Below are 1,228 nucleotides of genomic sequence, written 5' to 3' on the forward strand. Positions count from 1 at the left end.
CGTCAGCCTGGAGACCAGCGCCAAGACGCTGCGTACCTACGAGCCGCAGTACGTCACCGGCCTGCTGCAGACTCCCCTCTACGCCCGCACCGTGCTGCGCGGCGGAATGCCGAACGGAAGCCAGGAAGAACTCGAGCGCCGCGTGGAGTTGCGGCTGCGCCGCCAGAGCCTGCTGGAGAAAGAGGACGCTCCCACGCTGTGGGCGGTCCTGGACGAAGCAGTCCTGCACCGCCAGGTGGGCAGCCCCGACGTGATGCGGGAGCAGATAGAAAAGCTCCTGGACGTGACCGAACTGGCGCATGTCAGCCTCGACATCGTGCCCTTCGACGCGGGTGCGCATGCCGGGGCGTGCGCCCCGTTCACGTATTTCCGCTTCGAGGAACCCGAGCTGCCCGACATCGTCTACAGCGAACTGCTGTCCGCCTCCGTCTATCTGGACCAGCGCGCGGACGTCGTCGCCCATCTCGAGGCGCACTCCCGGATGGCGCTGTCGACGTCGTCCCGGGACAGCCGGGCGCTTTTGAACCGTATGCGCAAGGAGTACTCGTGACCATCACCAACCACGGCGTCTACAACGGGATGCCGGCCCGCGACCTCGGGGAACAGGGGTGGGAGCGCCCCTGGAGCGGGCCGAACGGCGGCCAGTGCGTCGAAACGAAACGGCTCGCCGACGGCCGTGTGGCCCTGCGGCAGTCCACCGACCCGGCCGGGCCGGCGCTGATCTACACCCCGCAGGAGATCGCCGCATTCGTCCGCGGAGTGAAAGAGGGTCTGGCCGATCACCTGGCCGCCGGGTGAATCGGCTGCGGCCGGGGACGCAGAGGCCGTCCCGTTCCTGGCCTGCGGGCCGACAGACACGGGTGAAAGGAAAATCATGAACACCAGGCAGCCTGGCCGGGATCTCGACACGAGCAGGCCGCACTCGGCCCGGATGTACGACTACTTCCTCGGCGGCAAGGACCATTTCGAGATCGACAAGGATGCGGCCCAGATCGCGGCCAAGGCCCATCCCGGCCTCCCGGTCACCGCCCGCGAGAACCGGGCGTTCATGCACCGGGCAACCCGCGTCCTGGCGCAAGAACACGGCATCCGCCAGTGGCTCGACATCGGCACCGGCATCCCGACCGAGCCCAACCTGCACCAGATCGCGCAGCAGGCCGCGCCGGAGTCCCGGGTCGTCTACTGCGACAACGACCGCATCGTGCTCGCCCACGCGGCCGCCCTGCTG

General features: G+C 68.6%; 3 protein-coding genes. All 3 read left to right on the forward strand.

The annotated features are described in order from the left end of the window. Positions 1-550 (forward strand): DUF5753 domain-containing protein (locus tag ACQKIP_RS47760; protein ID WP_427745904.1); only part of this gene is annotated, 550 nt, incomplete at its 5' end. Between the two features lie 29 nt (positions 551-579). Then, complete coding sequence (locus tag ACQKIP_RS47765; protein ID WP_427745906.1) at positions 580-798, forward strand: DUF397 domain-containing protein; 219 nt, start codon at positions 580-582, stop codon at positions 796-798. Between the two features lie 76 nt (positions 799-874). Then, positions 875-1,228 (forward strand): SAM-dependent methyltransferase (locus tag ACQKIP_RS47770; RefSeq protein WP_427745905.1); only part of this gene is annotated, 354 nt, incomplete at its 3' end.

The sequence above is a fragment of the Streptomyces sp. NPDC059900 genome (genome assembly GCF_050270335.1).
In the GTDB taxonomy this organism is placed as follows: Bacteria; Actinomycetota; Actinomycetes; order Streptomycetales; family Streptomycetaceae; genus Streptomyces.